Origin of the sequence: Rhodococcus sp. NJ-530 (assembly GCF_003860625.1) — a bacterium.
GTDB lineage: Bacteria > Actinomycetota > Actinomycetes > Mycobacteriales > Mycobacteriaceae > Rhodococcus_F > Rhodococcus_F qingshengii.
The window spans coordinates 2,973,362-2,997,148 of sequence record NZ_CP034152.1 but is presented as its reverse complement, the minus strand read 5'-3'; the positions used below and the strand labels follow the sequence as shown (position 1 = coordinate 2,997,148).

The 23,787-nt window shown below is 62.7% G+C and carries 26 protein-coding genes, 6 tRNA genes and 1 pseudogene; 11 read left to right on the top strand and 22 right to left on the bottom strand.

Going from position 1 to position 23,787, the window contains the following annotated elements; all coding sequences use genetic code 11:
* Nucleotides 1-45: 45 nt before the first annotated feature.
* The 5 genes and pseudogenes from yajC to EHW12_RS14170 all read right to left on the bottom strand — a co-directional run bounded on the left by yajC (nt 46) and on the right by EHW12_RS14170 (nt 3,658).
* The gene (yajC, locus tag EHW12_RS14190) at nt 46-384 is read right to left on the bottom strand and encodes a preprotein translocase subunit YajC (protein WP_058227938.1); all 339 of its coding nucleotides are present in this window, start codon (nt 382-384) and stop codon (nt 46-48) included.
* 138 nt (nt 385-522) lie between these two features.
* A pseudogene (ruvB, locus tag EHW12_RS14185) lies at nt 523-1,619 on the bottom strand (Holliday junction branch migration DNA helicase RuvB).
* Nucleotides 1,616-2,215 (bottom strand): Holliday junction branch migration protein RuvA, encoded by a 600-nt coding sequence (gene ruvA, locus EHW12_RS14180; RefSeq protein ID WP_007732953.1) that lies wholly within the window; start codon nt 2,213-2,215, stop codon nt 1,616-1,618. Before ruvA ends, ruvB begins: the two are co-directional and overlap by 4 nt.
* Entirely contained in the window at nt 2,212-2,781 is a 570-nt protein-coding gene (gene ruvC, locus EHW12_RS14175; RefSeq protein ID WP_003943325.1) for a crossover junction endodeoxyribonuclease RuvC, read from the bottom strand. Before ruvC ends, ruvA begins: the two co-directional genes overlap by 4 nt.
* Before the next feature lie 124 nt (nt 2,782-2,905).
* Nucleotides 2,906-3,658, bottom strand: coding sequence for a YebC/PmpR family DNA-binding transcriptional regulator (locus EHW12_RS14170; RefSeq protein WP_007732951.1), 753 nt, complete (start codon nt 3,656-3,658; stop codon nt 2,906-2,908).
* A 145-nt stretch (nt 3,659-3,803) separates the two neighbouring features.
* On the opposite strand from EHW12_RS14170, the gene EHW12_RS14165 reads away from it, so the two are divergent.
* Nucleotides 3,804-4,160, top strand: coding sequence for a GntR family transcriptional regulator (locus tag EHW12_RS14165; protein WP_003943322.1), 357 nt, complete (start codon nt 3,804-3,806; stop codon nt 4,158-4,160).
* A complete protein-coding gene (locus EHW12_RS14160; protein ID WP_058227940.1) occupies nt 4,157-5,077 on the top strand; it encodes a hypothetical protein in 921 nt (306 codons plus the stop codon). Before EHW12_RS14165 ends, EHW12_RS14160 begins: the two co-directional genes overlap by 4 nt.
* Nucleotides 5,078-5,107: 30 nt before the next feature.
* Here EHW12_RS14160 and EHW12_RS14155 read toward each other — a convergent pair whose 3' ends face one another.
* Nucleotides 5,108-5,809 carry a GAP family protein gene (locus tag EHW12_RS14155; protein ID WP_064444554.1) on the bottom strand — a complete coding sequence of 234 codons (702 nt, stop codon included), beginning with the start codon at nt 5,807-5,809 and terminating at the stop codon, nt 5,108-5,110.
* A gap of 1 nt (nt 5,810) precedes the next feature.
* Complete coding sequence (locus EHW12_RS14150) at nt 5,811-6,011, bottom strand: hypothetical protein (protein ID WP_003943331.1); 201 nt, start codon at nt 6,009-6,011, stop codon at nt 5,811-5,813.
* A gap of 111 nt (nt 6,012-6,122) precedes the next feature.
* On the opposite strand from EHW12_RS14150, the gene EHW12_RS14145 reads away from it, so the two are divergent.
* Both EHW12_RS14145 and EHW12_RS14140 read left to right on the top strand, forming a co-directional pair.
* Entirely contained in the window at nt 6,123-7,337 is a 1,215-nt protein-coding gene (locus EHW12_RS14145; RefSeq protein WP_238592720.1) for a histidine kinase, read from the top strand.
* On the top strand, nt 7,292-7,969 hold the full coding sequence (locus EHW12_RS14140; RefSeq protein WP_125051019.1) for a response regulator transcription factor: 678 nt from the start codon (nt 7,292-7,294) through the stop codon (nt 7,967-7,969). The genes EHW12_RS14145 and EHW12_RS14140 overlap by 46 nt, the downstream gene beginning before the upstream one ends.
* A gap of 25 nt (nt 7,970-7,994) precedes the next feature.
* Here the strand turns inward: EHW12_RS14140 and pdxT are convergent, their stop codons facing one another.
* On the bottom strand, nt 7,995-8,600 hold the full coding sequence (gene pdxT / locus EHW12_RS14135) for a pyridoxal 5'-phosphate synthase glutaminase subunit PdxT (protein WP_007732937.1): 606 nt from the start codon (nt 8,598-8,600) through the stop codon (nt 7,995-7,997).
* Nucleotides 8,600-9,469, bottom strand: a complete 870-nt coding sequence (gene tesB / locus EHW12_RS14130) for an acyl-CoA thioesterase II (RefSeq protein ID WP_007732935.1) — start codon at nt 9,467-9,469, stop codon at nt 8,600-8,602. The genes pdxT and tesB overlap by 1 nt, the downstream gene beginning before the upstream one ends.
* A gap of 37 nt (nt 9,470-9,506) precedes the next feature.
* On the opposite strand from tesB, the gene EHW12_RS14125 reads away from it, so the two are divergent.
* Nucleotides 9,507-10,172: a hypothetical protein gene (locus EHW12_RS14125; RefSeq protein ID WP_241199162.1), complete on the top strand. Its 666-nt coding sequence runs from the start codon at nt 9,507-9,509 to the stop codon at nt 10,170-10,172.
* A 35-nt stretch (nt 10,173-10,207) separates the two neighbouring features.
* Here the strand turns inward: EHW12_RS14125 and EHW12_RS14120 are convergent, their stop codons facing one another.
* The 3 genes from EHW12_RS14120 to EHW12_RS14110 form a co-directional block, all read right to left on the bottom strand.
* Entirely contained in the window at nt 10,208-11,029 is an 822-nt protein-coding gene (locus tag EHW12_RS14120; RefSeq protein WP_003943337.1) for an acyl-CoA thioesterase II, read from the bottom strand.
* A 114-nt stretch (nt 11,030-11,143) separates the two neighbouring features.
* On the bottom strand, nt 11,144-12,652 hold the full coding sequence (locus tag EHW12_RS14115) for an HNH endonuclease signature motif containing protein (protein WP_030536862.1): 1,509 nt from the start codon (nt 12,650-12,652) through the stop codon (nt 11,144-11,146).
* Nucleotides 12,653-12,780: 128 nt separating this feature from the next.
* Nucleotides 12,781-13,203, bottom strand: coding sequence for an NUDIX domain-containing protein (locus EHW12_RS14110; protein ID WP_030536863.1), 423 nt, complete (start codon nt 13,201-13,203; stop codon nt 12,781-12,783).
* A 162-nt stretch (nt 13,204-13,365) separates the two neighbouring features.
* Between EHW12_RS14110 and EHW12_RS14105 the strand changes: the two genes are divergently transcribed.
* Nucleotides 13,366-13,842, top strand: coding sequence for a RidA family protein (locus EHW12_RS14105; protein ID WP_030536864.1), 477 nt, complete (start codon nt 13,366-13,368; stop codon nt 13,840-13,842).
* A 100-nt stretch (nt 13,843-13,942) separates the two neighbouring features.
* Here the strand turns inward: EHW12_RS14105 and pdxS are convergent, their stop codons facing one another.
* The 9 genes from pdxS to EHW12_RS14060 all read right to left on the bottom strand — a co-directional run bounded on the left by pdxS (nt 13,943) and on the right by EHW12_RS14060 (nt 22,277).
* Nucleotides 13,943-14,851 (bottom strand): pyridoxal 5'-phosphate synthase lyase subunit PdxS, encoded by a 909-nt coding sequence (gene pdxS, locus EHW12_RS14100; protein WP_030536865.1) that lies wholly within the window; start codon nt 14,849-14,851, stop codon nt 13,943-13,945.
* Between the two features lie 171 nt (nt 14,852-15,022).
* Complete coding sequence (locus EHW12_RS14095) at nt 15,023-16,045, bottom strand: NUDIX domain-containing protein (protein ID WP_030536866.1); 1,023 nt, start codon at nt 16,043-16,045, stop codon at nt 15,023-15,025.
* A complete protein-coding gene (locus EHW12_RS14090) occupies nt 16,042-17,169 on the bottom strand; it encodes a glycosyltransferase family 4 protein (protein WP_003943332.1) in 1,128 nt (375 codons plus the stop codon). Before EHW12_RS14090 ends, EHW12_RS14095 begins: the two co-directional genes overlap by 4 nt.
* Nucleotides 17,166-18,068, bottom strand: a complete 903-nt coding sequence (locus EHW12_RS14085; RefSeq protein WP_030536867.1) for a phosphatidylinositol mannoside acyltransferase — start codon at nt 18,066-18,068, stop codon at nt 17,166-17,168. The genes EHW12_RS14090 and EHW12_RS14085 overlap by 4 nt, the downstream gene beginning before the upstream one ends.
* Complete coding sequence (gene pgsA / locus EHW12_RS14080) at nt 18,065-18,742, bottom strand: phosphatidylinositol phosphate synthase (RefSeq protein ID WP_007732918.1); 678 nt, start codon at nt 18,740-18,742, stop codon at nt 18,065-18,067. Before pgsA ends, EHW12_RS14085 begins: the two co-directional genes overlap by 4 nt.
* Before the next feature lie 81 nt (nt 18,743-18,823).
* Complete coding sequence (locus EHW12_RS14075) at nt 18,824-19,378, bottom strand: HIT domain-containing protein (protein WP_003943307.1); 555 nt, start codon at nt 19,376-19,378, stop codon at nt 18,824-18,826.
* Nucleotides 19,375-21,432 carry a threonine--tRNA ligase gene (gene thrS / locus EHW12_RS14070; RefSeq protein ID WP_007732914.1) on the bottom strand — a complete coding sequence of 686 codons (2,058 nt, stop codon included), beginning with the start codon at nt 21,430-21,432 and terminating at the stop codon, nt 19,375-19,377. The genes EHW12_RS14075 and thrS overlap by 4 nt, the downstream gene beginning before the upstream one ends.
* Nucleotides 21,433-21,565: 133 nt before the next feature.
* The gene (locus EHW12_RS14065; RefSeq protein ID WP_030536868.1) at nt 21,566-22,018 is read right to left on the bottom strand and encodes a TIGR02611 family protein; all 453 of its coding nucleotides are present in this window, start codon (nt 22,016-22,018) and stop codon (nt 21,566-21,568) included.
* A 187-nt stretch (nt 22,019-22,205) separates the two neighbouring features.
* Nucleotides 22,206-22,277: transfer RNA gene (locus EHW12_RS14060), tRNA-Val, on the bottom strand.
* A gap of 293 nt (nt 22,278-22,570) precedes the next feature.
* On the opposite strand from EHW12_RS14060, the gene EHW12_RS14055 reads away from it, so the two are divergent.
* From EHW12_RS14055 to EHW12_RS14035, 5 genes are all read left to right on the top strand, one after another.
* Nucleotides 22,571-22,643: transfer RNA gene (locus tag EHW12_RS14055), tRNA-Gly, on the top strand.
* A 25-nt stretch (nt 22,644-22,668) separates the two neighbouring features.
* Nucleotides 22,669-22,739: transfer RNA gene (locus EHW12_RS14050), tRNA-Cys, on the top strand.
* A 1-nt stretch (nt 22,740) separates the two neighbouring features.
* Nucleotides 22,741-22,815: transfer RNA gene (locus EHW12_RS14045), tRNA-Val, on the top strand.
* Nucleotides 22,816-22,907: 92 nt separating this feature from the next.
* Nucleotides 22,908-22,983, top strand: a tRNA-Gly gene (locus EHW12_RS14040).
* Between the two features lie 16 nt (nt 22,984-22,999).
* Nucleotides 23,000-23,074, top strand: a tRNA-Val gene (locus tag EHW12_RS14035).
* Between the two features lie 146 nt (nt 23,075-23,220).
* Here the strand turns inward: EHW12_RS14035 and EHW12_RS14030 are convergent.
* Nucleotides 23,221-23,697, bottom strand: a complete 477-nt coding sequence (locus EHW12_RS14030) for an alpha-isopropylmalate synthase regulatory domain-containing protein (protein ID WP_003942597.1) — start codon at nt 23,695-23,697, stop codon at nt 23,221-23,223.
* Between the last annotated feature and the right edge of the window lie 90 nt (nt 23,698-23,787).

Sequence of the window (23,787 nt, the reverse complement as noted above, 5' to 3'; positions counted from 1 at the left end):
TGTGTCCGAGTTCACAACTCTAGAACACGTACCAGTTCGACGAAGTCAGGACTCCTTGGTGAGCCGGATTTCGGTATCGGCAGCAGACTCTTCGATCTCGGAAATCGAGTCGTCGTCGGTCTCGGTCGTCTCGACGACGCGCTCACGGATGACCAGACGCGACCAGGTGGTGATGACACCGTCCGCGATCTCGAGGTCCACGGTGTCGTCGTCCAGGGAAGCGATCGTGGCGTAGAGCCCGGCCGTGGTCTGCACCCGATCGCCGACCTGCAGCGAGTCCTGCATCTCGGAAGTCGCGGCCAAGGCCTTCTTCTGCTTGCGCATGCCCAGGAACATGGGCACCAGCAGTGCGAGGATCAAGAGGGGGAAAAGCAAACTCGACATGTGTTGATCAACCTCGGTTGTGTTGCACGTTTTACGCCGCGATGGTCCCGGATGGACCTACGCAATACACCAGTGTGCCATTAGTTGCTGAGGATTCCTGACAGATCGGCCGTTCAAGTAGGCCTTTCCAGTCGAAATTCACTCGCCGTTCGGATCGAACAACGTGGCCTGCGGTTCGTTGACACGAACCTCGATACCGCCCGCTGCGGCATCCGGCGGCGGTGTCATTCCGAGTTGAGTCCAGGCAGCGGCGGTAGCCACACGTCCTCGCGGCGTCCGGGCGATCATTCCGGCCCGGACCAGGAACGGCTCGCACACTTCTTCCACCGTCGACGGTTCCTCGCCGACGGCCACCGCAAGCGTCGAAAGGCCGACGGGCCCGCCGCCGAACGAACGCACCAAAGCACTCAGTACCGAACGGTCGAGACGGTCCAAGCCCAACTGGTCCACGTCGTAAACAGCCAAGGCCGCCTGAGCGACGTCCATGGTGACGATTCCGTCGGCGCGCACCTCGGCGAAGTCGCGCACCCGGCGCAGCAATCGGTTCGCGATACGCGGTGTCCCCCGCGAGCGTCGTGCGATTTCGGCGCCGGCGTCAACTTCGAGATCGACGCCCAGAATTCCGGCCGAACGCATCAGAATCTGTTGCAGCTCTTCGGGTTCGTAGAAATCCATGTGCGCGGTGAATCCGAAACGATCGCGCAGCGGACCGGTCAGCGCACCGGATCGGGTAGTCGCACCGACCAGCGTGAACGGTGCAACCTCCAGAGGAATCGACGTGGCACCCGGCCCCTTACCGACGACGACGTCGACACGGAAGTCTTCCATCGCCAGGTACAACATCTCCTCGGCCGGACGAGCGATTCGGTGAATCTCGTCGATGAACAACACGTCGCCCTCGACGAGGTTGCTCAGCATCGCGGCCAGGTCTCCGGCGCGTTCGAGCGCCGGTCCGGACGTCAACCGCAGAGAAGAGCCCAACTCCCCCGCGATGATCATCGCCATCGACGTCTTGCCCAGCCCGGGGGACCGGACATCAGGATGTGATCAGGCGTGCTGCCGCGAAGTTTTGCTCCGGTGAGCACGAGCTGCAGTTGTTCGCGAACACGAGGTTGACCGATGAAGTCGTCGAGACTCTTGGGGCGCAGACTCGCTTCGACATCACCGTCTCCCGCCACCAATTCGGCAGAGACCTGCGACTCGTCGTCGAAATCGTCGATCGGGTCGAAGTTCATCGAGTCTTACCGAGCAGCGACAGAGCAGAACGCAGTGCGACCGACGTGGTGGCCTCGGGCGATTCCGCCAGAACCGAATCCGTGGCCTGCTCAGCCTGCTTGATCGGGAAGCCCAGACCTTCGAGAGCCTCGACGATCTGATCACGGATCGAGCTGCCGACGACGACGCCGGACGCCGCGCCAGCCGTCGTCGCGACGGCGTCGACCTTGTCACGCAGTTCGACAACCATGCGCTCGGCGCCGCGTTTTCCGATACCGGGCACCCTCGTCAACGCCGTCAGGTTGCCTTCCGAGAGCGCCCGCCGCAGCGCGTCCGGTTCGAGAACTGCGAGAGTTGCCATCGCCAGGCGCGGTCCGACTCCGGAAACCGTCTGCAGGAGGCTGAACAGGTCCTTCGACTCGGTATCGGAAAAACCGTACAGCGTCATCGAGTCTTCGCGAACGATCATCGTCGTGAACAGTCGCGCTTCGCTTCCCCGGTGCAGCGCACCGAGAGTCACCGGGGTGGCATTGACCCGATAGCCGACACCTGACGCTTCGATGACCGCGTGATCGAGCGCAATATCGAGTACCTCGCCGCGTACCGACGCGATCATCGTGAACCTGCCTTCTTCGTCTCGGCCAATTTTGCCTGATACTTACGCATTTGTTCAGCGGCCATCGCCTCGGCGCGGGCCATCCGCTCGATCATCGGTGCTCGCCAGCAGTGACAGATCGCCAGCGCCAGAGCGTCGGCAGCGTCAGCCGGTTTCGGCGCCGTCTTCAAATTCAGAATTCGCGTCACCATCGCAGTGACCTGCGCCTTGTCGGCGTTACCGCTGCCGGTGACGGCGGCCTTCACCTCGCTGGGCGTGTGGAAACACACCGGAATGCCGCGTCTGGCGGCAGCGAGCGCGACAACTCCGCCTGCTTGCGCTGTCCCCATCGCGGTACTGACGTTGTGCTGCGCGAACACGCGCTCGATCGCGACCACCTCCGGCTTGTACTGCTCGATCCACAGTTCAGCCGCATCGGAGATCCGCAGAAGCCGAGAACCAAGGTCCATCTCGGCCGGAGTCCGCACCACGTCGACCGCAATGGGGCGCACTTTCCTGCCGTTGCTCCCGTCGACCACTCCCAACCCGCAGCGAGTCAAGCCTGGGTCCACTCCGAGCACGCGCACTTGTCACACCTCTCCATACCGAACAGCTGTTCGATAGCTTAGCGGTGCGCGGGACTACTACCCCGCATCAACACGCAACCCGGCCCGGACGCGGACGTCAGGGCCGGGTTGAGTTGAAAAACAATCAGTCTTCGAGAGCCGCGAGAACCTCGTCGGACAGATCGATGTTGGTGTAGACGTTCTGCACGTCGTCAGAATCTTCGAGCGCGTCGACGAGCTTGAAGATCTTGCGTGCGCCGTCGACATCCAAGGGAACCTCGACGGAAGCGCGGAAATCGGCTTCAGCGGAGTCGTAGTCGATGCCGGCTTCCTGAAGGGCCGAACGTACGGCAACCAGATCCTGTGGCTCACTGACGATTTCGAAGGTTTCACCGAGATCGGTGACTTCCTCGGCACCGGCGTCGAGCACAGCCATCAGGACGTCGTCCTCCGACTGGCCGTTCTTCTCGAGCGTGACGACACCCTTGCGAGCAAACAGGTAGGAGACGGAACCCGGGTCAGCGAGGTTGCCACCGTTACGGGTCATCGCGGTGCGAACTTCACCGGCTGCGCGGTTGCGGTTGTCGGTGAGGCACTCGATCAGAACGGCGACGCCGTTGGGTCCATAGCCCTCGTACATGATGGTCTGCCAGTCTGCGCCGCCCGCTTCTTCACCGGCGCCGCGCTTGCGCGCACGCTCGATGTTGTCATTGGGAACAGACGTCTTCTTCGCCTTCTGGATGGCGTCGTACAAGGTGGGGTTGCCCGTGGGATCGCCACCGCCGGTTCGTGCCGCCACCTCGATGTTCTTGATCAGCTTCGCGAAGGATTTGCCACGACGTGCGTCGATCACAGCCTTCTTGTGCTTGGTGGTGGCCCATTTTGAGTGGCCGCTCATGCGATTCAAGCCCCTTTCCTGCTGCGTTGCGCACGCCGAATGCGCGTCTTTCAGCTCTGCCGATGTTACCCGTCCCACGTCACAACTCGCTGCATCCCCCGACACGAATTAGTCAAACCGCGCATTGTTTGCATAGAATGCAAACATGTTGGTCCGAATAGATCACGCCTCCACAACTCCACTAGCGGAGCAGATTGCAGCCGGGGTTCGTGGCTCGGTCATCCGCGGTGAGATCGGACCAGGTGACCGCCTGCCGTCCGCTCGCGCTCTCGCCGAGTCGATCGACGTCAATCTCCACACGGTTCTTCGTGCGTACGCAACACTCCGCGACGAAGGCCTGATCGACCTCCGACGCGGACGTGGCGCCGTCATTCGCGCCGAGTTCGACTCGGGAAGGACAGCTCTCAACGAATCTGCGCGCGAGTTCGTACGGCAGGCCCGAAATCTCGGACTCGACACTGCGCACATGCTCGACCTCATCAAGGAGACCAGCACACAATGACGACCAGCAAGATCCGACTCTGGACAGCAGCTTCGCTGACTCTGATCCCGACCCTGATCCTGGTTCTCGCACGCTTCGCGTGGGGTGACCGCCTACCCGAGACCGTCGCGAGCCATTGGTCCGGATCGACCCCGGACGGCTTCAGCACCACGACGACGTTTTTCGCCATCGCGCTGGTGATTTCTCTGGTGGCTGTCGTTTGCGCCTGTGTCGTCGCGGCCCGTTCGAGCGACAACGCGCCCTTGTTTCTCGCCGTAACCTCGATCTCGAGTGCGACACTGGCGACGATCTGGATTCTGAGCGTCGCCCTGACGATCGACGCCGGGTCGCCGGAAGCCGCGCGTATCGGCTGGTGGATTCTTGCGCCGATCGCGGCGGTACTCGTAGGAGTTCTGGCATACGCGCTGCCTGACCAGCAACGAAGCGGCCCGGAGTCGCCACTGCCGACCCCGACGCTCGACACTCCGCTGACGGCCTCCGAACGTGCAGTGTGGGTCGGGCAGGTCCGCAGCGTCTGGCCGTGGATCGTTACCGCCGGCCTCGTAGTTCTCGTGATCGCGACTGCCGCGTACTCGGATTGGTGGGTTGCCGTGATCCTGGGTGTGTCCACCCTCGCCGTCACAGCATTCGCGTCGGTCACCGTGCGCGTCGACCGTCACGGTGTCGGCATCAGTTCCTGGGGCGTTCAATGGAAGAAGATCCCCATCTCGAAGGTGAAGTCCGCATCAGTCGACGCGATACGTCCGGCCGAATGGGGCGGATGGGGTTACCGAATGACACCGCGCGGAACAGCCGTCACTCTCCGCTCGGGTGAGGCCATCGTGGTCACTCTCGAGAACGGACGACTGTTCGCCGTGACCGTCGATCACCCGGAAGACGGTGTGAAGCTGATCAATTCGTTGGTTCAGGCTGGTTGATTCACGAACAACGTCAATTCACGAACAACGTCAACTCACGAACAACACGGCAGCGGCATTGCCGGCGAGGTAGAAACCGGCAATGCCGAATATCCAACCCATTGCGCTGTCGCCGTAGCGAGACATCAGCGAGTCCACTCGGCGCAGCGGCTTGTCGAGGCGGTTGCCGGCCACGACCCGCCCGCACAACAGAAGCACTGCGGGCATGGCCATGATCAGGCAGTATCCGGCAAGTATCGACGCAGACGTGACTGCGGGCAGCCCAGCAGCGGTGATCATCGCGATCGCCGCCAAGTAGGGCAACATCGTCACCAATTCGGCGGTTCCGGCAGCAATCGCCAGAAGTACAACACTTCTCGCGGAACTGGCCGAGCCGAGCACCCGCTCTCGCCAAACATGGGTTCGATCGGCCTGACCGGATGTGCGTCTCTTCTCGGAATCGAATCGAAAGCTCCACGCGAACAACGCGATACCGAGAATCAACTGCGCAACGCGGGCGGCGGGGGTGTCGAGTAGCGGGGCGACGACAGGCATGCCTGCCCGTGCCGTCGTCCAGACGACCACCCCGACAACAAAATAGAACGTCGTGATGACCACCAGATATGTCAGCAGCCTGCGAACCTGCGGTCGTCCCGGCATCAACAACATCCAGACCGGGACGACCAAGGTTCCGATGCTCGTACTGTCCAGCAGGGCGAGCCCGCCCAGCGTGGTGAGCAGGACGAGTTCCACGTCAGTCGTTTCGGCGCTCGGGTATCGCTGTCTCCCTCGTTCGGACTGCATTCACGATGTCGAAGGCACCGATGATCGCGAGGATCACGCCGAGTGGTCCGCCGCGAAACCAGAAGAACTCGGCGTCACGCGCGAACAGCCACAGACAGCCGCCACCGACGACCAAGAGAATGCCGATCATCAACTCGAAGCGAATTTTCATACGTCGAGCCTGTCTTCTCTATCGAATCCGCACATCAGCCATCGGAACAACGCCGACCTCATCATTTGGTATGACAAGTCAGGCGCCCCGATGTGCTCTGATAAGTCTGTGGTGACCAGAAGTCGGAGTGTCGGCAAGTGGAACGATCCGCTCATCGCCTTCGGCCTGTTCGCGATCGGGGTACTCCTCTACCTGGTCGGCCTGTACCAAATGTGGACCGATGTCGGAGGTGTCGCCGACGTTCCCGCCGGGGTTCGGATCGGGATGCTGGCTCTGCTGTGTGCGATCGACTCGTTCCGGCGGGTGCATCCGGCAACAGCCTTGGCGGCGGGGGCCGTCATCGTCGCGGTCGACGCCGCCCTGGGACCCACCCTGCCGATGTGGCTGGTCCTCTCGGATCTCACCTACGCCGCAGTTCTGTACGGGACGGCGCGGTTGGGCCGAGTGGTCTGTTCTCTGACCGCAGTGACGGTTGCCGCGCTCACCGCCCTCGTCTACCTGTCCACCCAGGACGTCCGCGCTGCGGCTGGGGCGGGCGTCGTGACCGCTCTGTTCTTCGGTACACCGGTGTGGTGGGCACTGGTCATCCGTCGACAAGTCGAACTGACCGAGGCCGAACGCGAGCGTTCCAGAGTCCACGAAGCACTCGCCGCTCTGGACCGCGAGGCCGCGGTCGCTCACGAACGCGCGACCATGGCGCGCGATCTGCACGACGTGATCGCAAGCCACCTCTCCGCCATCGCCATCCACTCGGAGGCGGCACTGTCCACCTCAGCTCTCTCCGGTGAACGGGGCGAACCAGACGACGGCTTGCGGGAGATGATCGGGGCGATCAGATCGAGCAGTCTCGCGGGCCTTTCCGAGATGCGCTCGATGATCGAACTGCTCCACGCCGGGGACGACGAGACCCCGGACCCGCGTTCCTCTCCGCCGCGGCTGACCGAGTTGCCCGTCGTCCTGGACGCAGTTCGGGCAGCCGGCGGCACTGTGCACGTTGCGATCGACGTCGATGCTGCCAACCTGCCGAGCGTGGTCGATCACACGGCGTATCGGATCACCCAAGAAGCCTTGACCAACGCACTCAAGCATGCGCCTGGCGCGCCAATCTCGATGTCGATCTCTCTCCAGCACAATGCATTACAGATCGAGATCCGAAACCCCGTCGGTCGCGACACATCCAATTTTCGGGCGGGAACGCACGGACTTGCAAACATGCGTCACCGCGCCGAACTGCTGGGCGGTTCACTCGACGCACTTCCGGTCGACGGAGAATGGACGGTATGCGCACAGATACCGGTCCCCGCGCCGAACGGAACGGATCGGTGATCACCGTCGCCCTGGTCGACGACCACGCCGCGATCCGGTCGGGACTCGCGATGATCCTGCGGCAGCACGACGACATCGATGTCGTCGCAGAAGCCGGTGACGGAGCGTCGGCGATCACCGTCACCCGCACGCATCAACCCGACATCGTACTCATGGACGTCCGGATGCCAGGCACCGACGGCATCGAGGCGACGCGTCAGATCATCGGGACGACCCGCAGCCGGGTTCTGGTGTTGACCACCTTCGACCTCGACGAATACGTCTTCGCGGCCCTGCGCGCCGGTGCTTCGGGATTCCTGCTCAAGACTGCGACCGCGGACGAGCTGACCAGCGCTATCCGCAACGTCGCGGCCGGAGGTGCAGTGCTCGCTCCGCGCGCGGCGCGTGTCCTGATCGGCGAGTTCGTGCAGCGCGCACCCAAACCCACCGAACCGCTGGGATTGAGCGAGCTCACCGACCGTGAACGCGAGGTCCTCGCGCTGTTGGGGACGGGTATGTCCAACGCCGAACTGTCGCGTGAACTCGGAGTCGGTGCTCCGACGGTGAAGTCGCACGTGTCGCGAGTTCTGTCGAAGTTGCACCTCACCTCACGCGTCCAGGCGGCGATCCTTGCCCGCGAACTGGAGCTGTAGGTTCGGCCGAGGCTGACTACTCCAGTTATCCGCGAACCAGATCGACGAACATCTCGTGCACTCGACGGTCCCCGGTAACCTCGGGATGGAAAGAAGTGGCGATCACCGAGCCCTGCCGAACCGCGACGATCCGGCCTGCGGCCTCCCCCGCGGCGGCGGGAACCTGCGCAAGGACCTCAACGCCCGGCCCAACTCGCTCCACCCACGGCGCGCGGATGAAGACGGCGCGAATGGGATCACCGATGATGCCCTCGAACTCCAGGTCGGACTCGAAAGAATCGACCTGCCGACCGAAAGCGTTGCGGCGCACCGTCATGTCGATGGCGCCGAGATGCTCGGCGTCCGGCCGGGTGTCTAGTACCTCGCTGGCGAGCAGAATCATGCCCGCACACGATCCGTAGGCCGGCAGCCCGCCGCGGAGTCGCTCACGAAGCGGTTCCAGCAGCTCGAATACCTGCAGAAGCCGGCTCATCGTGGTGGATTCGCCACCGGGGATCACGATGCCGTCGACCTTGTCGAGTTCCTCCGGGCGCCGGATACCCACCGCATCCGCTCCCGAATCATCGAGTGCGGCAAGGTGTTCGCGAACATCACCTTGGAGGGCGAGTACACCGATCAACGGACGCGTCATCACACAGTTCCTGTCTTGTTCTCACGGCTGTTCTTGCTCTCATGGCTGTCGGGTTCGCGTTCGAGACGCGTCAAACCCTCCTGAACCACCGCTGCCACCATGTTGCCATCGCGATCGTAGATACGCCCCTGAGTGAGCGCGCGACCAAAACCTGCCGACGGCGACGTCTGGTCGTAGAGCAACCACTCGTCGGCCCGGAACGGACGCAGGAACCACATCGCGTGATCGAGCGAAGCAGTCTGCGTCTTCACGCCGCGGTGCGGGACTTTGGAAGTTCCGAGCAGGGTCATGTCACTGAGGTACGCGAGGGTGCAGATGTGCAGCAGCGGACGATCCGGCAGAGCCTCGCGGTAGCGCATCCACACGCGCTGTTGCGCAGCGAGATCCGGCGCTGACGCGCTCTGCTCAGCGGGCACAATTCTGATGTCCCAGTTCTTCCACTCCTGATAGAACTGCGATTCAGCCAACTTCGGAACGGTCTGCGCGTCCGGCAAGTCCTCCGGCGCCGGAACGGAGGGCATCCGGTCCTGGTGCTCGATACCTTCGTCGTCGACGTGGAACGAGGCCGACATCGTGAAGATCGTCTTGCCGTCCTGAACTGCATTCACCCTGCGGGTGCAGAACGAGCGCCCGTCGCGGATGCGGTCCACCAGGTAGACCGTCGGAATCTTCGGATTGCCCGGGCGCAGGAAATATCCGTGCAACGAGTGCACGTGGTAGCTCTCGTCAACGGTGCTCACGGCAGAAACCAACGACTGCCCGGCAACCTGCCCGCCGAACGTCCGTTGAAGTGCGGTGGGATGGACCGCACCACGGAAGATGTCCTTCTCCAGGTGTTCGAGCGCGAGGATCTCCTCGATACCAACCATGAGTCCTCCGAAAACATAGACCGCCGCACTGGGCGCGATGACGGTTCACAATATCGCCTCGGCGAGCGGGCACGGCACCATGGTGGGCGTGAGTACATTCATCCCGTCCAGTCCCCTCGCCTTGGCCGAGCAGATTGCAACGCTTAGCGGATCGTTTCCGTCGGTGGCGGTAGTAGCGATCGACGGACCTGATTGTGCACAGCCGTCTCGGCTCGCGGATCTGGTTGGCACCGCCCTCGAGTCGCGCGACAGGCCGAGTGCTGTTGTGTCACTGCACGACTACGTACGGCCGGCTTCGCTGCGATACGAGTTCGGCCACGAGGATGCGCTGAGTTACCGCACTATCTGGTTCGACTATCGGGCACTCGATCGTGAAGTGATCACCGCAGCCCGCACCAAACGGGCGTTCTTGCCGAAACTCTGGGACGAACCCACCGATCGATCGGCTCGTTCGACCCGTATCCCCGTCCATGAGCGCGCGGTCATCGTGATCGCCGGTCCGATGTTGCTCGGGCGCGGGCTGGAGTTCGACGTCAGCGTCCGCCTGGACATGAGCGAACCTGCCATGCGGCGGCACACACCGGAGGCAGATCTGTGGACCGTCGAGGCACTCCTCGAACACCGATCAGAAGTGTCCGAGGAGGTCGATTTCGAGGTCAGATACGACCATCCGGCCCGGCCTGCGGTGCGGTCTCGCCAGTGAAGGTCTCACTGCGATTGTTCTCACGTCGGCCGACCTCACTTCGGGCGATACAGCCTGGTCAGACCCTCCTGGACGACTGCAGCAACCATATTTCCTCGGCTGTCGAAGATTCGTCCCTGCGTCAGGGCGCGACCGAAGCCCGCTGACGGCGACGTCTGGTCGTACAACAGCCACTCGTCGGCGCGGAACGGCCGCAGGAACCACATGGCGTGATCGAGCGAAGCGCTTTGCATGGCGACGTCCATGTGGGGGCCGCGGGAAGATCCGAGCAGCGTCATGTCGCTCATGTAGGCAAGCGTGCACACGTGAAATACCGGGTCGTCCGGGAGTGCCTCGCGGGAACGGAACCACACTTGCTGCTGCGCGGCAGCGCCCGGACGTTTGTCGATGTCGGCCTTCGGCACCATTCGAAGGTCCCAATCGGACCACTCACGCGCCAGCCACGCAGTCTCGGGATCCTCCGAATCCTGGGCGATGGCCAAGGTCTCGGGGTCAGGAACGGGTGGCATCTCGTCCTGGTGCTCGATGCCTTCGTCTTGGACGTGGAAGGACGCCGACATCGTGAAAATGGCTTGCCCGTCTTGAATTCCGGTGACCAAGCGGGTCGCGAACGATCGACCGTCCCGAACACGATCAACCAGAAAAACCGTCGGCTCCATCGGATTTCCCGGACGCAGGAAATATCCGTGCAACGAATGAACCGAGTAGGCCGGATCGACCGTGCGTACCGCCGACACCAATGCCTGTCCGGCGACCTGGCCGCCGAAAGTGCGGGTCAGGGTGGTCTCCGCGATGATTCCTCGAAAGATGTCCCGCTCGAGGCGTTCCAACTCCAGAATTTCTTCGATCCTCGCCATCGATGCTCCACATCTTCCCGTGTACCGACGTCTACCGACCTTCACACAATGCCTGACGCACCCCCGGCCACCAAAGTGGGCATCCGAAAACACTGAGCGACGGGGCGCATCGACTCAGAATGGCGGTGGATCGTCTCCGCCGTCGAAGGTCCTCCTCTGTGCCTTCTTCATCCGCCGGTGCATCCGTATCCGCTGACGCCGGCGTTCCCCCCACACACGAGCGGCCTTGTTCTCCAGACGTGTGCGCCGACGCCGACCACCCTCGGGCAGCACAGGCTCGAGCATTCCCGCCAGCAGACCTGACGGCCTGGTTCGGTAGCAATGTCCGGTCGGCGAGGTCAGCATGACACTCCGGTCCGGGTTCGAGGTATGCAACCACTGACCGGAATGCTTGAGGCGGTGATGGTTTCGACAATACGCACTCAGATTCGACGCCACGGTCTTTCCACCACAAGTGGGATCGCGATGATCAAAGGGCTCAGTGTGATCAAGATCTGAATTCCATGCAGCGACATCGCAGTGCAACCACTGGCAGCTTCCTGCGATCACCCGCACCCAGGTGTCGAGGACAGCGCCGGGGCGGTAGACCGACGCCGAAGGAACAACGGGCGGAGGTACTGGCTCGCCCTCACCGGAAGACTCGAGCGCGGCATCGGCTGGTACCTTCACCTTCCGAATCAGCGCACCCGCGGCGATGTCACGCGCATGCTCTGCACTGATCACTCCATAACCGTCGAGGTGAGCGGGTTCGTCTGCACCTGGTGCGTCACCGCCCTGAAGCGTTGATTCCAGCATGACCACGTGAACCAACGGCCGACGCACCACCACAATCCCGCTTCGATCTTGTGGGCACTCGTCCCGGCCGCAATCGCACGGCAGAATCGTCGACCCGGATACCAACGCTCCCAATGCGTCAGCTCGTCGTTGCTCGTACTTACGGGAATCGTGTCGACACACCGACATTGCCAACTCCCGCAACCGACGGTCGAAAGCCCGTGCTTCCTCCGCCGGAATACTCCCCAATATCCGCGCCATTCCGTCCTCGGCAGCGCTCACACCCACGAACCGATCAGCCAGGGCGCGGCGTCGACGTTCGCGTATCCCCTCGGGATCCACCACGGCGACGATCCGGTCGATAGCCGCTGTCAATCGGCGACCCGTCAAGCCGGTACCGCCAGGCATCGGTGGCGCCGAGATCTTTTCGAGGAGTTGCCGTTCCACCTCGTCGATCAAATCGTCGGCTACGTTGGCCGTAGCGGAGTCGATCAATCCGACCCGATACAGATCCAGTTCTCCGCGCGCCATGGCGGCACGCGTGCGATGGAGGCGAGTCTTGAGAGAAAAGCCGAGACCGATCAACTTTCCCGCTGCGGCACGGCCCATGGTCAATGCCGCGCCGAGCTCGGCCTCAGCCAGTTCGTGAGCGGTAGACGACCAAGCACCGTTATCAGTGTGGCCAGCGCTGCGACGCTCGAAAAACTCGGCAATGGCAGCCAGTTTCCGTTCCACGAGCATCGATTCGCGCGCATGCAGATCGGCGATGAGATCGATGAGGGCGCAGTCGGATTCAGCACCGGACAGCTGCGCTGCGGTACCCGAACTTCCTACTCCGTCATCGAACATTCCTCAACATTATTCGAATATACGTTCGATATCCATGATTTCCAGGAATCAGTCCGAACAATCCTGATTGACCGAAAATTGTTGCGGAGCAACCTTTGCGGCCACTCGTGTTCCGGCAACGGATTCCCCTACTGAACCAGGGCGTTGATAATGCGGGCAGCTTCGGCCGGGTAGATAGGGCGGTCGGACCCACCACTCAATACCCAGTGGACTGGACTACCTTCGTCTAGGACTCGGAGTTGCACGTCGAGCGGAAACGCATCGATGTCAGCCGAGTCGACTCCAAAGACATGGACAATCTCATGCCCAGGTCGCCCCTCGAACTCGAAGATGTTCTCTACGACCTCGAGCAACTCGACGCTTCCCAACGTGACGCCGAGTTCCTCCGCGAACTCGCGCCGCAGCGCTGCCTCGGCCGTCTCACCGAACTCGATACCGCCACCGATCAATCGATGAAAGTTCTCCCCCGTGACAGAGTCCGTGCCGTCGAGTATGAGTATGTGACCGGAACGGACAGGTATCCCCAGTGAGATGTTACGAATTGACGACATACGACACAGTTTAGGTGGCCAACTCGAACACCATTTTGAATCCGACGACGGCGAATATCACCAAAAGTGATGGGGTGGGCGCAAATACGACTTGGACTTGCCGAGACTACCGATGACAGACTCGAACACCATTCCCGGACAAAAGAACCCATTGAGGAACCGATGAACGACGCAAGTACCTGGACCGCACGACTCGCCGCACTCGACCTGACCCTCCCGCCTGTTGCCACCCCCGCAGGCTCATACCTCCCCGCCGTTCAGACGGGGTCATACGTCTACACGTCGGGGCAATTGCCGCTCGTCGACGGCACTACGACGTGCATCGGCAAGTTGGGCGAGGGCGTCTCCGTCGAAGACGCCGCCCAGGCGGCGCGGTTGTGCACTCTCAACGGACTCGCGGCAGTCGATGCCTTGGTCGGTCTCGACCGCATCGTTCGGGTCGTCAAGGTCGTTGGATTTGTTGCTTCGGGATCCGGATTCTCGCAGCAACCCCAGGTGATCAACGGTGCGTCCGACCTGCTGGCCAAGATCTTCGGTACCGCTGGACAACACGCCCGCTCTGCGATCGGCGTGGCCGAACTCCCCCGAAACAGTGCCGTCGAGGTCGAGTTCGTGTTCGAGGTATCGGACAGCATCTGACGGCCCGCCACACCCCGAAGGGGCGGCGGTTGCCAACGCAACCGCCGCCCCTTCGTCTGTGAGGACTTTCAGGCACTGAGCCCAGTCGTCGAACCTGCTGTCACCAACCGCGCTCTGCGAGGCGATGTCCGACAGGCAGGTCGTCGACGTTGATACCGACCATTGCCTCGCCGAGTCCGCGCGAGACCTTGGCGAGCACGTCCGGGTCGTCGTAGAACGTGGTGGCCTTGACGATGGCCTCGGCGCGCTGCTTCGGGTTGCCGGACTTGAAGATGCCCGATCCGACGAACACGCCCTCGGCGCCGAGCTGCATCATCATGGCAGCGTCTGCCGGGGTCGCGATGCCGCCCGCGGTGAACATGGTGACAGGCAGCTTGCCGACCTTGGCGACCTCGACGACCAGTTCGTACGGGGCCTGCAGTTCCTTGGCGGCTACGTACAGTTCGTCCTCGCTCAGCGAGGTCAACCGGCGGATCTCGCCGCGGATGGTGCGCATATGGGTGGTGGCGTTGGAGACGTCTCCGGTGCCTGCTTCACCCTTCGAGCGGATCATGGCCGCGCCTTCGTTGATGCGACGGAGCGCTTCGCCGAGGTTGGTGGCGCCACAGACGAAGGGAGCGGTGAACTTCCACTTGTCGATGTGGTTGGCGTAGTCGGCCGGGGTCAGGACCTCGGACTCGTCGATGTAGTCGACGCCGAGGCTCTGCAGGATCTGCGCTTCGACGAAGTGACCGATGCGTGCCTTGGCCATGACGGGGATGCTCACGGTGGAGATGATGCTGTCGATCATGTCCGGGTCGCTCATGCGCGAGACGCCGCCCTGTGCGCGAATGTCTGCGGGGACCCGCTCGAGTGCCATGACGGCGACGGCGCCTGCGTCTTCGGCGATCTTGGCCTGCTCAGCGGTGACCACGTCCATGATCACACCGCCCTTGAGCATTTCAGCCATGCCGCGCTTGACGCGGGCGGTGCCGATGGCGGTGGTGGGGGCAGAGTCGGGGGTGCTCACAGCAAACTCCTGCAGTAGTGGCGTGACAAAAGAAACGAGGCACGGCGAACACACGAGTTCATTCGCTCGGAGGCCTCTGGCCAGAACTCTAGGACTAACCGGCCTTCGATTCCGTATCCAATTTGCCATTGCTGGCCTTAGACTGCCCGCGAGCACTGAACGACCGAAAGATCAGCGGATGGAACGCACTTCCGGATCCTCGGTACCGTCCGCGATCGTCGCCGCTTCCACCAGGAGGTTTGCCAGATCCAACGGGTAGACGGGCTCACCGGACTTGGCCAGTCGGCGGATCTCGTCGGCGCTGCACCAGCGATGGCCGGTGATGGCACGCTGTTCCAATTCCGTGTGGCCTTGGAAGACCGGCTCGAAGCCGTGAGTGCGCGTAGCAAAGAACAGCTCTTCCGAACGGATCAGCTCACCGTCGAACGGGAAAATCGCCACACGACGCCAGAGCGGACCTCGCAGATTCTCCGGAGCCACGACGAATCCGGTCTCCTCCTCGATCTCACGAACGGCAGCCGCCCGTAGGTGTTCGCCCCGTTCGAGCCCTCCGCCGACGGTGAACCAGAAGTAAGTGTTCGGGATCTTGGGATCGTGGCCGCGCAACAGCAGCACCCGATCGTCCTCGTCCAGCATCACCACGCGGGCAGAGGTCCGTGACGTATCCACGGTGATGCCCTCGGGCACCGCCGCCGCGGTCGTGCGCTCCGATATCTCGAAGTAATGAGGTAGCGGTGCCGTTCCCCCGAGGTGCAGCCAGCGAACAAGTCGACGCGTACGCAACGCGAGAGTGTCGCGCACCGCGTCGTTGTGGAACCGCCGAGCGATCAGGACCCTCGCCTCGGCATCGGCCAACTCGGCCACCAGTTGAGGTCGCAGCGACGTCGTGCCGTAGGCAGCGAGAGCATTGGACAGCCGGTTCTCGGCAAGCTCGCGATCCTGACGATCCGCACGTTCGGCGGCGTCCGCCAAGGTGACGAATCTGCGGGCGTCGTCGGCGCTCATGTCCACAGCCGCCGCGCGGACAACCGCGGCACGACGGGACAGAGCCGCATCGAGTGCCAACCACGACTGATCCGAACGCACATGCAGTCGATCGAGTCGGTTCGCCGTCCCGTACGCCCACAGTCCGACGACCAGGACGACGGCAGCGACGAGCCCGAGAATGAAGATTGTCAGAGCGGAGAAGGTCATGAACCCACCACGCGTACGCCGGTGCCGCCAACCGTGACGGTCTCGTAGACACGCAGGATCTGTTCGGCCACCACCGGCCAGTCGTATTCGGCAACAACACTTGTCGCGGTGTTGACCAGCGCGCGTCGTCGATCCGGGTCACCGAGAACGGAATCGATTGCCTCGGCCAAGGCATCGGAGTTCCCGATGGGGACCAGCAAGCCGGCCTGACCGTCGCGAAGAACACGGCGAAAAGCGTCCAACTCACTGGCCACGACGGCAGTGCCAGCCGCCATGGCCTCGACCAGCACGATCCCGAAGCTCTCACCGCCGAGATTGGGCGCGCAGTAGACGTCCGCACTGCGAAGCGCCGACGCTTTCTCCTCGTCACTGACCTGCCCGAGCAGGCGGAGATGCTTGAAGTACTTGCCCGCCTCTTTGCGGAGTTTCTCCTCGTCGCCGCGTCCGACCACGATCACTTCGAGATCCGGGTGACGCTCGACCAACTCCGGCAGTGCGCCGAGGAGGACGGCCATCCCCTTGCGCGGTTCGTCGTAGCGACCGAGGAACAGAATGGTTCCACCTTCGCGCGGGTAGCCGGGCAACAGATCGGCCTCGGCAAACGCTGCGACATCGACGCCGTTGGGGATCTCGACCGCGTCGGATCCGAGAGACTCGACCTGCCAACGACGCGCCAACTCCGAGACTGCGATCCGGCCGCTGATCTTCTCGAGATACGGAGCCAAGACACCCTGAAACGTGCTCAGCACCAACGACTTCGTGGTCGACGTGTGGAAGGTGGCGACGATCGGGCCTTCCGCGATGCGCAACGCGAGCATGGACAGACTCGGCGCATTGGGTTCGTGGATATGTAGAACGTCGAAGTCACCTTCCGCGATGAACTTGCGGAGGCGGTTGTTCGCCGTCGGGCCGAAAGACAACCGCGCAACAGAACCGTTGTAGGGAATCGCGACGGCTTTACCTGCGGAAACCACAAAATCCGGCAACTCGTCGTCATCGGACGACGGCGCAAGCACACTCACTTTGTGACCACGTTCGATCAGCACCTCGGCCAGATCCACCACGTGCGCCTGGACGCCGCCGGGGACGTCGAAGGAGTACGGGCAGATCATGCCGATTTTCATTCACCCTCCATGCGGGCGAGCCGCGATTCGGAAAGGTCCGAGCGCCACAGCGGTTGAAGCATGTGCCAGTCAGCGGGGTGCGCTGCGATGTTGACCGCGAAACGGTCGGCAAGTGCTTGCGTGGCCGGGCCGACTCCGCCGGATACGTCGATCGGTGGGTCGATCTTGAAACCCCATCCGTCGGGTGTGAACCAGCAGTGGACCGGAAGTAGCGGCGCGCCGGTGTCGATCGCGAGCTTCGCCGGGCCCGCGGGCATCCGAGTAGGTTCGCCGAAGAAGGTGACGGGCACACCCTTCTTCGCCAGATCGCGCTCCCCCAACAGGCACACGATCTTGTTCTCACGCAGATGCTTGGAGAGTTCGACGAACGGTGGATGCTCCCCGCCGCTGAGCGGGAAGATCTCGAAGCCGAGACTCTCGCGATAGTCGACGAACCGTTCGTACAGGGATTCGGGCTTGAGCCGCTCGGCAACGGAGGTCAACCCGCCCCACTGCTGAACGCACCACACGCCGGCCATGTCCCAATTACCGCTGTGAGGCAGCGCCAATACCGCGCCATGACCTGCAGCCATTGCCTTTTCCAGATGCTCCTGGCCCTCGACCAGCGCATGCAGCGCCTTACCTGTCGCGACCAGGTCCATCGACGGAAGACGAAACGCCTCACGCCAATACCGGGCGTACGAGCGCATCGAATCCTTGATCAACTGATCCGGAACTTGCTCCGGCGTCGTGCCCAGAACTCTCGCGAGGTTCTTCCTGAGTTGTTCGGGTCCGCCCTTGCGTACCGCGAAATCCGCCCCGGCGTCGAACAGCTTGACCGCCACCGATTCCGGCAGGCTTCTCACCAGCCGCCAACCCGCGGCGTATCCCAGGTCGGTTGCACGCTCGGCAAAGCTCATTTCTCTGCCTCGCCGTCCGTGTCCGGCGCACCTTCGACCGTCGATGCGGCCGGGGCGATCGGCAGAAGTTCCCGAGCGCCAGGGGAATTGCGCACCGCGAGCACTCGCTGGAAGACCGTCACGATGCTTCCGGCGGCAAGTACCCACATCGCGATGTGGATTGCCCACGGAAGACCCATACCCGTCAGGCCGGATCCGACCAACACGATGATCAGTCGGTCCGGGCGCTCGATCCACCCGCCGTCCGCAGTCAGCCCGCTCGCCTCCGCACGCGCCTTCGCGTACGAGATGACCTGCGAGGTGACGAGGCAGATGAGCGTCGCGACGAGCAGCCACTTGCTGTTCTCGTGGTAGACCGCCCACCAGGCCAGGCCGGCAAAAATCGCGCCGTCGGCTACGCGGTCGCAGGTCGCGTCCAGTACCGCCCCGTACCGCGTTCCGCCGCCGCGAGCACGAGCCATTGCGCCGTCGAGCATGTCGAACATGACGAAGAACCAGATGAACATGGTTCCCCAGAACAGATGTCCGGACGGAAACAGCGTCACCGCACCGGCGACGCTTGCCACCGTGCCGATCACCGTCACCGAGTCCGGCGTCAGACCGGTCTTGACCAGCGCCTTCCCCATAGGTGCCGTCACCTTGGACACCGATGCGCGCCCGAAGAAGCTCAACACCGCAGGAACCCTCCCCGTCGTGAGTTCCGGTTCGGAACTCGTTGCAGCAATGCATCCTGCCATGAAGCCGGATGCGTCAACCTATTGTTGCCAGGCACCGGCGAGTAGTCCCCTGGTCTCCCGCAGCAATTGCGGCATCACCTTTACCCCACCGAGCACGGTGATGAAGTTGGCGTCGCCGCCCCAACGTGGCACTACGTGTTGGTGAAGGTGCTCGGACAGCGAACCGCCCGCAGCGGCACCGAGATTCAGGCCGACGTTGAATCCGTGAGGATTCGACACGCTCTTGATCACCCGCAACGCCTGCTGGGTGAACGCCATCAACTCGGCGCTCTCCTCCGGCGTCAGGTCTTCGAGTGCCGCAACCTTGCGGTACGGAACCACCATCAGGTGCCCCGGGTTGTACGGATACAGGTTCAGAACCGCATAGACATGCTCACCGCGGGCAACGATGAGCCCTTCTTCGTCCGACATCTTCGGAATGTCGATGAACGGTTCACCTGTCGTGCCCGGGGTGTTGGGCGCCTCGGTGATGTACGACATCCGATGCGGCGACCAAATGCGCTGCAAATGGTCAGGGTCACCGACGCCGTGGTCGATCAGCGAACCCGGACCGTCGTCACCGGGGGCGCTCACTGCGCCACGCTTGGCTGCACCAGTTCGGCTGTCGGCGAGGCGTTCTCGCGGCGGCCGATCCACTCGGTGATGATCCGGACGGCGTCGTCGACGGGAATGCCGTTAATCTGGGTGCCGTCGCGGAAACGGAAGCTGACCGCGCCGGCCTCCACGTCACGCTCGCCCGCGAGGAGCATGAACGGGACCTTTTGCGTGGTGTGGTTACGGATCTTCTTCTGCATACGGTCGTCACTGAAGTCGACCTCGGCGCGAACACCGGCTGCCTTGAGCTTCTTCGTGACGTCGAACAGGTGATCGGCGAAGGCCTCGGCCACCGGGATTCCGACGACCTGCACCGGCGCCAGCCACGCCGGGAACGCGCCCGCGTAGTGCTCGGTCAGGACACCGAAGAACCGCTCGATCGAGCCGAACAGCGCGCGGTGGATCATGACCGGACGAGTCTTGACGCCGTCGTTGCCGGTGTATTCGAGCTCGAACCGCTCGGGCAGGTTGAAGTCGAGCTGGATGGTCGACATCTGCCAGGTGCGGCCGAGTGCGTCCTTGACCTGAACGGAGATCTTGGGACCGTAGAACGCGGCTCCGCCCGGATCCGGCACCAGAGTCAGGCCGGAAGCTTCGCCGACCTCGGCGAGCGTTGCGGTCGCCTCTTCCCAGACGTCGTCGCTACCGACGAACTTGTCCGGGTTCTTGGTGGACAGTTCGAGGTAGAAGTCGTCGAGGCCGTAGTCCTTGAGCAGGTTCAGAACGAACTGCAGGGTGGTGGTCAGCTCGTCGCGCATCTGCTCACGGGTGCAGTAGATGTGAGCGTCGTCCTGGGTCATGCCGCGCACGCGGGTCAGGCCGTGGATGACGCCGGACTTCTCGTAGCGGTAGACCGAGCCGAATTCGAAGAGCCGCAACGGCAATTCACGGTACGAGCGTCCGCGAGCACGGAAGATCAGGTTGTGCATCGGGCAGTTCATCGGCTTGAGGTAGTAGTCCTGGCCCGGCTTGCGCACGGTGCCGTCCTCGTTCAGTTCCTCGTCGACGTGCATCGCCGGGAACATGCCGTCGCGGTACCAGTCGAGGTGACCGGAAACCTCGTACAGATGCCCCTTGGTGATGTGCGGAGTGTTGACGAACTCGTAGCCCGCCTCGATGTGGCGGCTGCGCGAGTAGTTCTCCATCTCGGTGCGGATGATGCCGCCCTTGGGATGGAACACCGGCAGACCCGAACCGAGCTCGTCGGGGAAGCTGAAGAGGTCCAGTTCGGTACCGAGCTTGCGGTGATCACGACGCTCGGCCTCGGCGAGCAGTTCGAGGTATTCGTCCTGAGCCTCGGTGGACTCCCACGCGGTGCCGTAGACACGCTGAAGATCGGCGTTGTCCTGGTTGCCACGCCAGTAGGCGGCGGAGCTTCGGGTCAACTTGAAGGCCGGGATGTGCTTGGTGGTCGGAATGTGCGGGCCGCGGCACAGATCGGACCAGATCTTGTCGCCGGTACGAGGATCGAGATTGTCGTAGATGGTCAGCTCGTTGCCGCCCACCTCCATGATCTCGGGATCGTCGATACCGGACTTGTCGTCGATCAATTCGAGCTTGAAGGGCTCGTCGGCCAACTCGACCCGAGCGTCCTCGATCGAATCGACGACTCGACGCGAAAAGCGCTGTGATCCCTTGATGATCTGCTTCATACGCTTTTCGAGCTTGGCCAGATCCTCCGGAGTGAACGGGCGGTCCACCGCGAAGTCGTAGTAGAAGCCGTCCTTGATCGGCGGACCGATGCCGAGCTTCGCGTCGGGGAATTCTTTCTGAACCGCCTGCGCGAGGACGTGGGCCGCGGAGTGCCGGATGACGCTGCGGCCGTCCTCGGTGGATGCTGCCACCGGCTCGACGTCGACATCGACCTCAGGTGTCCACGACAGATCCTTGAGCGTTCCCTCGCCATCGCGGACAACGACGATCACGTCGGGCCCCTTCGTGGGGTATCCGGCTTCGCGCACTGCAGTCCCGGCGGTCGTCCCCGCGGGCACCCGAAGTGGGGCGGCTGAGTGCTCTGGCGCGGGACTGGTCACGGCGATGTGCTCCTAAAGGTATTGCGACAAGTTAGACAGGCGTCGTACCCACTGCGAGCACGCGCACGATCATGTTATCGGCCCTACCGACATGGTGAGACAACCGAGTGAAGGAAACCGGGCCGCGTTCAACTCACAGCGGCGACTCGAGCCACGAGTAGTCCAGGCCCACCCATGTCCCGATCAGGCCGAAAGTGCCGAGCACCCACAAAGTCGCCAGGACGATCACTGTGGTGAACAGAACGCCCAACCCTTTGACGAACAGCGACTGCTTGCCGAACCATTCCATGAACCGGTCGTATCGAGCCTTCGCGAAATGAAGGAGTCGATGTGCCCACGCGAACTCCGACGCCAGGATGCCGAGGCCGGCGAAAACGATGAGCCAACCGGGCCCGGGGTACGGAATAGCCACGATGCCGGCGGCGAACACGATCGTGCCCACGACTCCGACGCCGATGCGGTACGCAAGATTGAGGGTGGGCCGCGCGGCGATTCCCGCGCGCCACCGCTCCCAGCGGGACTCTGCGTCCTGGAAGACGGACAGGTCTGAATCGTCGACGGAAGAATCGACCTTTTCGGTACTCAAAGCAGTCACCTTTTCGGTCGCGAAATGTCTCTTCGACCAGGCTACCGAAATCGTCGCCCGGCGACCTGCGACGACGGTCTGCATGCCGAAATAACCGTGCCCTCGAACAGCTGTGCCCTCGACCAGCTGTGCTCTCAAACGACTGAAGGCGTCCCCGATGATCGGGAACGCCTTCAGTGTTTTTCTGTGGTCCCGGCTGGGATCGAACCAGCGACCTTCCGCGTGTGAAGCGGACGCTCTCCCACTGAGCCACGGGACCGTAAGTCATCCGAACGCATGCGCTCGAACGAGTTGGAACATTAACACGGCTGCGCGATGAATACGAATCACCAGGTTGGCATTCGTTTTGCTCCAGGCGACCCCGAAATCTACGAATTCGAGCTGATTTCAGACCGTATTCATCGCCAAGACGGACAGTTGCAACGCGCGCAACGGGCCGATTCGACTCCGAACACGCCACTGAGCTGGTGATTTGTGTGTATCCGACACGGTCGGCTAATGTTTCCAACGCACCGAGGAGAGCGAGCAGCTCCCCAAGCAACACGGTGCGATGCGGACGTGGCGCAGCTGGTAGCGCACAACCTTGCCAAGGTTGGGGTCGCGGGTTCGAATCCCGTCGTCCGCTCGAGAGGTGTGACTCAACCTTTTACGGTGGAGTGGCCGAGTGGTGAGGCAACGGCCTGCAAAGCCGTGCACACGGGTTCGATTCCCGTCTCCACCTCGCGCGATTAGCTCAGCGGGAGAGCGCTTCCCTGACACGGAAGAGGTCACTGGTTCAATCCCAGTATCGCGCACCACGTCAGGCCCTAGGGCCTGATGGTCAAGACCTGCTTGCAGGTCTGATAAGTTAGAAAAGTACTGAGTTCCGGTAACGGAGTTCATTGCTCATGCGGACGTGGCGCAGCTGGTAGCGCACAACCTTGCCAAGGTTGGGGTCGCGGGTTCGAATCCCGTCGTCCGCTCCATTTTTCTCCAGAACCCGCGCGATTAGCTCAGCGGGAGAGCGCTTCCCTGACACGGAAGAGGTCACTGGTTCAATCCCAGTATCGCGCACCATTTGAGAATGCAAGAAGCCGGAACCTCAGGGTTCCGGCTTTTTGCGTTCGAGCGCCGAACACACGGGCCGCAGTACTGACGCAAGCCCCCTCGGGCATCCACGTCAGTACTGCGGTTGATGTAGCTGATCAGATTGTTGTAACTGCTCAGTGAGAGAAGCGGTTCGCTGCCGAAGTCATCGCGCGCAGCGAGGACTCCGTCGACGACTCCGCAATACCCATCGCCCAGCTCCGACGGCCGTCGCACTCGGTGAAGATGAACGTCGCAGTGCGGTGGCCGATCTGGTGCTGATGGAAAGACAGGATCTCGAGCGAGATTCCCGCGTCGTGCAGCATCGACGTCATGGCTGAGATCGCGCCGGTCGAGGTGGCGGACGCTTTCTGGATACGCTCCCCCAGACCGAGAGTCGCTTCGAAGGTCCAACGACCCGGCGCAATCTTCTCGGAGGACCACGCACCCAGACGGATCGGGCCGCTCATAGCCGCATACGTGGACTCGAACTCGGTCCACGACATCGCTGAGCATTCGGCACGCAAGCCGGCGGGCAGAGATTTGCCGTGACGCGCCGCAAAGGGATCAGCAGCAGAAGACGAATCAGAAGCGAAAGCGAAGTTGTAAGTCATGATCGTGGTCTTCCTGGAATGAAGTGGAGGACCAACTGGTAGCAAGACGACCCGCAGCGAGGGGTCGGTCCGATTCAGACCCCGCTACGG

Excerpts from the sequence above, each read along its gene's own strand:
- yajC (WP_058227938.1), bottom strand. The coding sequence starts at position 384 with ATGTCGAGTTTGCTTTTCCCCCTCTTGATCCTCGCACTGCTGGTGCCC.
- ruvA (WP_007732953.1), bottom strand. The coding sequence starts at position 2,215 with ATGATCGCGTCGGTACGCGGCGAGGTACTCGATATTGCGCTCGATCAC.
- EHW12_RS14170 (WP_007732951.1), bottom strand. The coding sequence starts at position 3,658 with ATGAGCGGCCACTCAAAATGGGCCACCACCAAGCACAAGAAGGCTGTG.
- EHW12_RS14165 (WP_003943322.1), top strand. The coding sequence starts at position 3,804 with ATGTTGGTCCGAATAGATCACGCCTCCACAACTCCACTAGCGGAGCAG.
- EHW12_RS14160 (WP_058227940.1), top strand. The coding sequence starts at position 4,157 with ATGACGACCAGCAAGATCCGACTCTGGACAGCAGCTTCGCTGACTCTG.
- EHW12_RS14150 (WP_003943331.1), bottom strand. The coding sequence starts at position 6,011 with ATGAAAATTCGCTTCGAGTTGATGATCGGCATTCTCTTGGTCGTCGGT.
- EHW12_RS14140 (WP_125051019.1), top strand. The coding sequence starts at position 7,292 with ATGCGCACAGATACCGGTCCCCGCGCCGAACGGAACGGATCGGTGATC.
- pdxT (WP_007732937.1), bottom strand. The coding sequence starts at position 8,600 with ATGACGCGTCCGTTGATCGGTGTACTCGCCCTCCAAGGTGATGTTCGC.
- tesB (WP_007732935.1), bottom strand. The coding sequence starts at position 9,469 with ATGGTTGGTATCGAGGAGATCCTCGCGCTCGAACACCTGGAGAAGGAC.
- EHW12_RS14125 (WP_241199162.1), top strand. The coding sequence starts at position 9,507 with ATGACGGTTCACAATATCGCCTCGGCGAGCGGGCACGGCACCATGGTG.
- EHW12_RS14120 (WP_003943337.1), bottom strand. The coding sequence starts at position 11,029 with ATGGCGAGGATCGAAGAAATTCTGGAGTTGGAACGCCTCGAGCGGGAC.
- EHW12_RS14115 (WP_030536862.1), bottom strand. The coding sequence starts at position 12,652 with ATGTTCGATGACGGAGTAGGAAGTTCGGGTACCGCAGCGCAGCTGTCC.
- EHW12_RS14110 (WP_030536863.1), bottom strand. The coding sequence starts at position 13,203 with ATGTCGTCAATTCGTAACATCTCACTGGGGATACCTGTCCGTTCCGGT.
- EHW12_RS14105 (WP_030536864.1), top strand. The coding sequence starts at position 13,366 with ATGAACGACGCAAGTACCTGGACCGCACGACTCGCCGCACTCGACCTG.
- EHW12_RS14095 (WP_030536866.1), bottom strand. The coding sequence starts at position 16,045 with ATGACCTTCTCCGCTCTGACAATCTTCATTCTCGGGCTCGTCGCTGCC.
- EHW12_RS14090 (WP_003943332.1), bottom strand. The coding sequence starts at position 17,169 with ATGAAAATCGGCATGATCTGCCCGTACTCCTTCGACGTCCCCGGCGGC.
- EHW12_RS14085 (WP_030536867.1), bottom strand. The coding sequence starts at position 18,068 with ATGAGCTTTGCCGAGCGTGCAACCGACCTGGGATACGCCGCGGGTTGG.
- EHW12_RS14030 (WP_003942597.1), bottom strand. The coding sequence starts at position 23,697 with ATGACTTACAACTTCGCTTTCGCTTCTGATTCGTCTTCTGCTGCTGAT.